Below are 428 nucleotides of genomic sequence, written 5' to 3'. Positions count from 1 at the left end.
ATAAAATGGCTGGGGATATAGGATTTGAACCTATGCATGACGGAGTCAAAGTCCGTTGCCTTACCGCTTGGCTAATCCCCATTAAAAATTAGATGGTGGAGGCTGAGGGGATCGAACCCCCGACCCTCTGCTTGTAAGGCAGATGCTCTCCCAGCTGAGCTAAGCCTCCATCTATATGACCCGTAGGGGATTCGAACCCCTGTTACCTCCGTGAAAGGGAGGTGTCTTAACCCCTTGACCAACGGGCCCCATTTTCAAAGCTCTCAACCGGGATCGAACCGGTGACCTCATCCTTACCATGGATGCACTCTACCTACTGAGCTATGAGAGCAAATGGCTCCCCGAACAGGGCTCGAACCTGTGACAACTCGATTAACAGTCGAGTGCTCTACCAACTGAGCTATCAGGGAATATTATGCATTTGCAGG

General features: G+C 50.9%; 5 tRNA genes. All 5 read right to left on the bottom strand.

Annotated elements, in window-relative coordinates:
• Nucleotides 1-6: 6 nt before the first annotated feature.
• Nucleotides 7-81, bottom strand: a tRNA-Gln gene (locus OM416_RS31740).
• A gap of 12 nt (nt 82-93) precedes the next feature.
• A tRNA-Val gene (locus OM416_RS31735) sits at nt 94-169 on the bottom strand.
• A gap of 7 nt (nt 170-176) precedes the next feature.
• Nucleotides 177-248: transfer RNA gene (locus OM416_RS31730), tRNA-Glu, on the bottom strand.
• Nucleotides 249-258: 10 nt separating this feature from the next.
• Nucleotides 259-331 (bottom strand) — tRNA-Thr (locus OM416_RS31725).
• A 3-nt stretch (nt 332-334) separates the two neighbouring features.
• A tRNA-Asn gene (locus OM416_RS31720) sits at nt 335-410 on the bottom strand.
• Nucleotides 411-428: the final 18 nt, after the last annotated feature.

The sequence above is a fragment of the Paenibacillus sp. LS1 genome, assembly GCF_026013365.1.
Classification (GTDB): Bacteria; Bacillota; Bacilli; order Paenibacillales; family Paenibacillaceae; genus Paenibacillus.
Note: the sequence above shows the minus strand (reverse complement) of the source record. Positions and strands in the feature narration are given on the sequence as shown.